The organism is Streptomyces sp. NPDC006259 (assembly GCF_042870975.1).
Classification (GTDB): Bacteria; Actinomycetota; Actinomycetes; order Streptomycetales; family Streptomycetaceae; genus Streptomyces.
Genome location: NZ_JBIAHY010000004.1, coordinates 1 through 7,871, shown reverse-complemented (window position 1 = coordinate 7,871; position 7,871 = coordinate 1). Strand labels below are relative to the sequence as shown.

Genomic DNA, 7,871 nt, shown 5'->3' with positions numbered 1-7,871 from the left:
CGCCCCCCGGCGGGGCGGGGGTACCGACCGCGCGGCCCCGGACTCGCGCCCCCCCCCGGCCCCGTCCGGGGGGGGGGGGGCCCCCCCCGGCCGGCCCCCCCCACCGCCGTACGGGCATGTCCGCGCGCGGCTCGGAAGAGGACCGGGCAGAAGCGCGCGAGACCGTCGCCGCGCCAGTGATCCGGCCCCTCCCCCGGCCGCACCCGCACCGCTACGCGGGCTCGGCACAGCCGCACCGGTCTCCCGCCGGCGGCCTCCGGCGGCCCGGCCGGCGGCGGGGCGCCCCGCCGCGGCACCCGCCCGTCAGAAGAACACCGACCGCCGCTGCACCAGCAACTTGTAGAGGGTGTGCTGGATCTGTTCCCGCACCTGGTCCGTCAGGTTGAACATCAGCATCGGGTCCTCGGCCGCCTCCGGCGGATAACCGTCCGTGGGGATCGGCTCGCCGAACTGGATCGTCCACTTCGTGGGCAGCGGGATCGCGCCGAGCGGGCCGAGCCAGGGGAACGTCGGGGTGAGGGGGAAGTACGGGAAGCCCAGGACGCGGGCCAGCGTCTTGGCGTTGCCGATCATCGGGTAGATCTCCTCCGCCCCGACGATCGAGCAGGGGATGATCGGCGCACCCTGCCGCAGCGCCGTCGACACGAAGCCGCCCCGGCCGAACCGCTGGAGTTTGTAGCGCTCGCTGAACGGCTTCCCGATGCCCTTGAAACCCTCCGGCATGACGCCGACCAGCTCGCCCTGCGCCAGGAGCCGTTCGGCGTCCTCCGAGCAGGCCAGGGTGTGCCCCAGCTTGCGGGCCAGCTCGTTGACGACCGGGAGCACGAAAACCAGGTCGGCGGCGAGCAACCGCAGATGACGGCCCGTCGGATGATGGTCGTGGACGGCGACCTGCATCATCAGCCCGTCCAGCGGCAGCGTCCCGGAGTGGTTGGCGACGATCAGCGCACCGCCCTCGGCCGGAATGTTCTCGACGCCCTTCACCTCCACCCGGAAGTACTTCTCGTACACCGGGCGCAGCAGGGACATCAGGACCTGGTCGGTCAGCTCCCGGTCGTAGCCGAAGTCGTCGACGTCGTAGTCACCGGTCAGCCGGCGGCGCAGGAAGGACAGCCCGCCGGCGATACGCCGCTCCAGGCCACCGCCGCCGTCGTCCGGCTGCTGCCGCTGCTCCTCACCGGTCACAGACACATCATCCTGCGGAACGGCCCTGGTGGGCAGGGCCTGAACCGCGCCGACCTCACCGGCCTCACCGATCCCGGCAGCCTCACCGATCTCGCGGACCGGCGCCGGCTCGCCGTTCCGGCGCCGGCTCCCCACGCTCCGGCGCCGCGACGGCCGCTGCACGGCACTCCCGCGGGACCGGTCGTCGTCGAACGGAATGACCTTGGCGTCCGCCATCGTTGATGCGCTCCTCAGTTGGCGCTCTGCGTCGGGGGGTGGCCGCCGCCCGCGAGGGGCAGCGCGGCGATCCGGTCGACGGCCCCGGCAAGGGCCTCGGGGGGCAGGAGACCCGGCCCCTGGCTGCGTGCGAAGTCCGCGAACGTCTCCGCGGTGGTGTATCTCGGCGTGAACCCCAGCGTCTCGCGCATCTGGTCGGTCGCCACGACCCTGCCGTGCGTGAGCAGTCGGATCTGCTCGGGCGAGAAGTCCGTCATGCCCAGCGTACGCACGAGGGTGCCCGCCCACGTGACGGCCGGCAGCAGCAGCGGAACGGTGGGCCGGCCGAGCCGCCGCGAGCACTGCGACAGCAGCAGTACACCGTCACCGGCGATGTTGAAGGTGCCGCTGTTGAGCGTGCCCCGGCCGGGCTCGTGCGAGCCGATCCGCAGCACCTCGATCACGTCGTCCTCGTGCACGAACTGGAGCCGCGGGTCGTAGCCGAGGACGGTCGGCAGGACCGGCAGCGAGAAGTAGGAGGCGAGCGGTGTCTCCGCGGTCGGCCCGAGGATGTTGGCGAACCGCAGCACGCACACGGCGACGTCGGGACGGCGCCGGGCGAAGCCGCGGACGTACCCCTCGACCTCCACGGTGTCCTTGGCGAACCCGCCGCTGGGCAGCGACTTGGCCGCGGTCGTCTCGGTGAACACGGCGGGATCGCGGGGCGCGGAGCCGTACACGTTGGTACTGGACTTCACGACGAGGCGCTTCACGTTCGGCGACTTCTGACAGGCGCCGAGCAGCTGCATCGTCCCGATGACGTTGGTCTCCTTGACCGTGGTCCGGCTTCCGCTGCCGAGCGCGGTGGCCGTCACGTCCAGGTGTACGACCGTGTCGGCGCCGGTCTCGGCGAGCACCCGCGCGATGGCGGCCTGCCGGATGTCGGCCTGGATGAAGTCGGCACCGCCGAGATGGTGTTCGGGCCGCACGGCGTCCACCGCGATCACCCGTTCCACGTCCGGGTCACGCTGGATCCGTCGTACGAACCGGCCCCCCAGCTGACGGGCCACCCCGGTCACCAGCACGACCTTGCCCAAGATCAGCGCCTTCCTTCCGCACTAGGTCCCGTCCTGCCCCGCCGCGTTCCGCACGCCGCCGCGGTCCCTACCCTGCCGCGTTCCCCGCTCCGCGCCAACTTAGCGGGTCGGTGTTGCGCCGTGATGACCACCCGATGCACCACGCCACGGCACCGGTCGGCCGCACGACCGGATCAGCCACCCTGCCCGTCCGGGTCCGCGCACAGGGTCCAGCCCGTCGCACGGAGGGCGGACATGCGTGTGGCCCCCCAGCCGATCACCGGCTGGGGGGCCACACCGCGCTTTCGCGGTTCGCGCCGAACGAACTTACTTCTTGTTACGACGCTGAACGCGCGTGCGCTTGAGCAGCTTGCGGTGCTTCTTCTTGGCCATCCGCTTGCGCCGCTTCTTGATAACAGAGCCCACGACTACCCTCGCTCACTTCTCATCACTCGGTGCTGGGCGCCATGGGCCCATACGACCTACGAGGGGCTAGCCTACCCGCCCGAGCGCTGAGGTCGTAATCGAGGCGGCGGAGGGACCTGGAAGTCCCCTGTGGTGCGGGTCCCCCCACCCTGTCGTCAGGCGGTTTCCACCCCCACGTAGCTCTCGCGGAGGTACTCGTGAACCGCTTGTTCCGGGACGCGGAAGGACCTTCCGACCCGGATCGCGGGCAGATGACCGCTGTGCACCAGTCGGTACACGGTCATCTTCGACACTCGCATCACCGAGGCGACTTCCGCCACGGTAAGGAACTGAACCTCGTTCAGAGGCCTCTCGCCAGCTGCAGCCATGACACACCTGAACCTTCCGCACTCGACTCGACGGCCACCGGCTTCCCCTTCCGGTGACTCTTCGTCGTTGCGTGCTCACTCCCCAATGTAGGGGCGGGTGATGCGAGTGGGGAAGAGGTGCAGCCATCGGGGGCCTACGGTGAGAGACATGCCCGATGGAGTACGTAGCGGGTGAGCGGCAGGTAGCACTCGGCGCGTGCGCCGTCGTCAAGTGGAACGACCACGGACAGGGTTCCCTCGGCCTCCCCGACGAAGAGGGCGGGATCGTCGCTGTCCGCCAGCCCGATCGTCTCGAACCCCAGCTGACCTGCCCCGCAGGCCCAGCCGTGGTCCCCGATCACCAGGTCCGGCAAGGGTCCGCCGGCCTCCGCGGCCGCCGCCAGGGCCAGCCGAACCGGGAGCGGCGAGTGGGAGTGCGCGCCGGTCGCACCACCGGGGCGCTCGGGCCCGGGTTCCCGCACCAACCCGACACCCCTCACGTAGGCGAGTTCGAGCGTGCGTAGACCGAACCGGGTCGTTATGTCGACACGACGACCCTGCGCCGGGGTGAGAACAACACATCCCGCCGCCGACAAAGCGTCTGCGATCCCTGCGTAGAACCCGAGGAGCCGATGCGGATGTCCGGTCCCGAGCAGCACCGCCCCACCACGCTGGGCAACCACGGCGATCCGGTCCGCGAAGGCGTCCAGCGCGGAAAGGGTCAGCTCCGGGTCGATCACATCATGCCCCGAAGTGTGCTCCAGATCGGCCGAAACCCCACACTTCTCCGCCATCAGGGCGATCAACTCCCGCTGTCCCCACGCCCCTTCAGGGTCGATCCCGATCAACACCCGAGGATCCCGGGCCGCGAACAACCGGTACCGCCGAAGACTCCCCTCCCTCTGGGTCCCCACCACACCCGCAAGCCCCACGCGAACCACGTAGTCCGACATCCCGCCCCGACTCGACACCCTGAGATCGTGCCGGACCCCCCGCCCACCCCACCAGGCAAACGGGAGAAGGCTCCACGGTTGGCGTAAGACCACGGCCGAACGCAATCCGGCATCCCCGCACGACCGAGCCCCCAAGTCCGCCCGGCAGGCATTACCGGGGAGAGGCTGGGAGGGGAGGGGAGGAGGTGCAGCGCCGCGGCCGAAGCTTCGGGAACCACGGTGAGCGGCCCGCGCGGGGCCCACCGGAGTCCCCAGGCGAAGCCGCTGGTGGGGTCGAAGGGGCGAAGCCCCTGGGGCAGGGAATGGGTGAGGCCGGCGGGGGCTAACCCCTCAGAACCCGCACCCCCACAGCTCCGCCACCCGCACACCCACCCAACCCTCCCCCTCCCTCAGCCCCCTCCCCTACGCCCCTACGCCCCTACGCCCCTACTCCCCTACGCCCCTACGCCAACAACCCCCGCAACGGAAACACCGCCCGCCGAGTGGCCAACACCGCCTGGTCCAGCCGATCCGCGGGGTCGTACCCCGCCTCCCACTCCGCCCAGGACACCGGCCACCGCCCGTCGGTCATCCGCATCGGCCCCAACTGCCGCGTACGAGCGAACACCTCCTGCCGCCACCCCTGCGGAATCACCGTCTCCGGCGCGACGGGCCGCCCCGCCGCGATCCCCACCAGATGCGTCCAGGACCGCGGCACCACGTCCACCACCGCGTATCCACCCCCACCCAGGGCGACCCACTTCCCCCCGGCGTGTTCATGCGCCAGCTCATGGCAGGCGACCTGCACAGCCCGCTGCGCGTCCAACGACACCGCCAGATGGGCCAACGGATCCTCGAAGTGCGTATCCGCCCCGTGCTGAGTCACCAGCACGTCCGGCCGGAAGTCAGCGACCAGCTCCGGCACCACCGCGTGGAACGCCCGCAACCACCCCTCGTCCCCCGTCCCCGCCGGCAGGGCCACGTTCACCGCGGCGCCCTCCCCGTCGCCGGCCCCCGTCTCCTCCGGCCACCCGGTCTGCGGGAAGAGGGTCCGCGGATGCTCGTGGAGCGAGATCGTCAGCACCCGCGGGTCCTCCCAGAACGCCGCCTGCACCCCGTCCCCGTGGTGCACGTCGACATCCACGTACGCGACCCGCCGCGCGCCCAGCTCCAGCAACCGCGCGATGGCCAACGACGCGTCGTTGTAGACGCAGAACCCGGCCGCGCCCCCGGGCATCGCATGATGCAACCCGCCCGAGAAGTTCACCGCGTGCAGCGCGTCGCCCCGCCACACCGCCTCCGCCGCCCCGACCGACAGCCCGGCGATCAAGGACGACACCTCGTGCATCCCGGCGAACGCCGGATCGTCGACGGTCCCCAGCCCGTACGACGCGTCCGCCGCCCGCGGATCGGCGGACGCGGCCTTGACGGCCTCGATGTAGTCCTCGCGGTGGACGAGGCGCAGCGTCGACTCCCCGGCCGGTTTGGCGGACACGATCTCCACCTCCCGGTCGAGCCCGAGCGCGTCGACCAGTCGCCGGGTCAGGGCCAGCCGAACCGGATCCATCGGATGATCCGGACCGAAGTCATACCCGGTTACTGCCTCGTCCCACATCAGCTGTGCGCGGCCGCTCATGCCCGCCACCGTATCGGTCCGGTTGAGGAGCGAACGACCTGGCGTACACGAACGTCACCAGCACCAACACCATCGGGACCGCCATCGCGCCGCGGTAACTCCACGCGTCCCCCAGCGCCCCGACCAACGGCGAACCGACCAGGAAGCCGACGTAGTTGAAGACGTTGAGCCGGGCCACAGCCGCGTCCGAGGCCCCCGGGAACAGCCTCCCCGCCGCCGCGAACGTCTGCGGCACCAGCACACACAACCCCAGCCCCACCAGGGTGAACCCGCCCATCCCCGCCCAGGCCCCCGGCGCCACGGCCACCACCGCGAACCCCGCGGCCGCCACCAACGCCCCGACCCGTACGACCGCCACGGCCCCGAACCGCCGCACCCCGAGGTCCCCGATGGCCCGCCCGAGCAGCGTCGTCACCATGTAGACGTTGTACGGAACGGTCGCCAGCTGCTCGGAGCTCCCCAGCACGTCCTGGAGGTACTTCGCACTCCAGTTGGACACGGTCGAGTCCCCGATGTACGCGAAGGTCATCACCAGGCACAACGGCAGCAGGGCCTTGAAGACCACACCCCCGCTCCCGCCGTCCCCCGCCGAACCGGCCTCAGCGGCGGCGTCAGGCCCCTGCCCGTCGACGTACCACCGGCTCCCCACCAACACCGCCGGCACCAGCACCAGCACCACCGGCAGGTACGACACCCACAGCGCGAGATGCCAGTGCGCCCCGACCCAGGCCAGCGAGGCCCCGACGATCCCACCGAGGCTGTACACCGCGTGGAAACTGAGCATGATGCTCCGCCCGTACGCCCGCTGGAGGCTCACCCCGAGCATGTTCATCGAGGCGTCCAACGCGCCTACGGCGAGCCCGAACAGCGCGAGCGTGACACCCAGCACCGCCATCCGGTCTCCCGCTCCCACGCCGAGCAGCGCGAGCAGCACGACCGGCTGGGACCAACGCAGCAACCGACTGGGCGGTACCCGCTTCACGAGCCGCTCGGTGGCCACGCTGCCGATGCCGGCGAGGATCGGCACGGCGGCGAGGAAGGCGGGCAGCAGCGCGTCGGAGACCCCGTAACGGTCCTGGATGGCCGGGATCCGGGTCACGAGCAGCGCGAAGGCGACGCCCTGGGCGAAAAAGCCGAACGCCAGTGAGGCCCTACCGCGCCGCAGCACTTCTGTCATGGCGGCGAGCGTAGGGCCCCGGCGTACTCGTGGGTAGATCCAGCCAAAGATGAATATGGTTCAGCTTCGGCGCCCGACTCCCCGCAACAGGTCGGTCAGCTCCCCCATGTCGGCGAAGTGTCCCGTGGCACCGGCGAGCCTGGCCGCCGGCGTCATCGCGGTGAACCCGTACACATCCATCCCCGCCGCCACGGCCGCCCGCACCCCGAGCGGGCTGTCCTCGACGACGACGCACCTCTCCGGCGCCACCCCCATCCGCTCGGCCGCGTACAGGAAGAGGTCGGGCGCCGGTTTCCCCTTCCCCACGTCCTGCGCGCTGAAGATCCGCGCGTCCTCGAACCATCGGTCCAGCCCGGTCGCCCGATGCCCCACCCGTATCCGCTCATGACTCCCGGAAGAGGCGACGCAGTACGGCACCCCGTCCGCGGCGAGTTTCTCCAGCACGCCGGTCACCCCCGCCACGGGCCTCAACTCCCGCTCGAAGGCGGCGAACACCCGCGCGTGGAAGACATCGTCGAAGTCCGCCGGCAACCGCTCCCCGCTCCGTTCCCGCACCAGGTCGTGAATCCGGTGCATGGCGGACCCCATGTAGTCCCTGATCGAGTCCTCGTACGAGGTCGGGTGCCCGAGTTCGGTGAGATAGGCGGCCAGCAGCCGGTTGGAGATCGACTCACTGTCGACGAGCACACCGTCATTGTCGAAGACGACCAGGTCATAGCGCATAACCCGATCCTAGAACGTGAAGAGCTCCCGAACGCAGAAAACCCCCGTGCCTGAAGGCACGGGGGTTCTCCCAAAAATTGTTCGGCGGCGTCCTACTCTCCCACAGGGTCCCCCCTGCAGTACCATCGGCGCTGTAAGGCTTAGCTTCCGGGTTCGGAATGTGACCGGGCGTTT

8 protein-coding genes and 1 rRNA gene are annotated in these 7,871 nt (G+C 70.6%); all 9 read right to left on the bottom strand.

Features of this window, described 5'->3' with window-relative positions; all coding sequences use genetic code 11:
- Positions 1-303: 303 nt before the first annotated feature.
- Entirely contained in the window at positions 304-1,401 is a 1,098-nt protein-coding gene (locus tag ACFYO5_RS16630; RefSeq protein ID WP_388709296.1) for a lysophospholipid acyltransferase family protein, read from the bottom strand.
- A gap of 14 nt (positions 1,402-1,415) precedes the next feature.
- Positions 1,416-2,477: an NAD-dependent epimerase/dehydratase family protein gene (locus ACFYO5_RS16625; RefSeq protein WP_388709294.1), complete on the bottom strand. Its 1,062-nt coding sequence runs from the start codon at positions 2,475-2,477 to the stop codon at positions 1,416-1,418.
- A gap of 306 nt (positions 2,478-2,783) precedes the next feature.
- Positions 2,784-2,882, bottom strand: coding sequence for a 30S ribosomal protein bS22 (locus ACFYO5_RS16620; RefSeq protein WP_003948845.1), 99 nt, complete (start codon positions 2,880-2,882; stop codon positions 2,784-2,786).
- Between the two features lie 155 nt (positions 2,883-3,037).
- Positions 3,038-3,250: a helix-turn-helix domain-containing protein gene (locus ACFYO5_RS16615; RefSeq protein WP_004984898.1), complete on the bottom strand. Its 213-nt coding sequence runs from the start codon at positions 3,248-3,250 to the stop codon at positions 3,038-3,040.
- A 134-nt stretch (positions 3,251-3,384) separates the two neighbouring features.
- Positions 3,385-4,182: a phosphatase gene (locus ACFYO5_RS16610; protein WP_388709292.1), complete on the bottom strand. Its 798-nt coding sequence runs from the start codon at positions 4,180-4,182 to the stop codon at positions 3,385-3,387.
- A 442-nt stretch (positions 4,183-4,624) separates the two neighbouring features.
- On the bottom strand, positions 4,625-5,797 hold the full coding sequence (locus ACFYO5_RS16605) for an acetoin utilization protein AcuC (RefSeq protein ID WP_388709290.1): 1,173 nt from the start codon (positions 5,795-5,797) through the stop codon (positions 4,625-4,627).
- Entirely contained in the window at positions 5,748-6,974 is a 1,227-nt protein-coding gene (locus ACFYO5_RS16600; RefSeq protein WP_388709288.1) for an MFS transporter, read from the bottom strand. The genes ACFYO5_RS16605 and ACFYO5_RS16600 overlap by 50 nt, the downstream gene beginning before the upstream one ends.
- A gap of 60 nt (positions 6,975-7,034) precedes the next feature.
- Positions 7,035-7,697: an HAD family hydrolase gene (locus ACFYO5_RS16595; RefSeq protein WP_388709286.1), complete on the bottom strand. Its 663-nt coding sequence runs from the start codon at positions 7,695-7,697 to the stop codon at positions 7,035-7,037.
- A gap of 79 nt (positions 7,698-7,776) precedes the next feature.
- Positions 7,777-7,871: ribosomal RNA gene (gene rrf, locus ACFYO5_RS16590) — 5S ribosomal RNA — on the bottom strand; the annotation flags it as partial.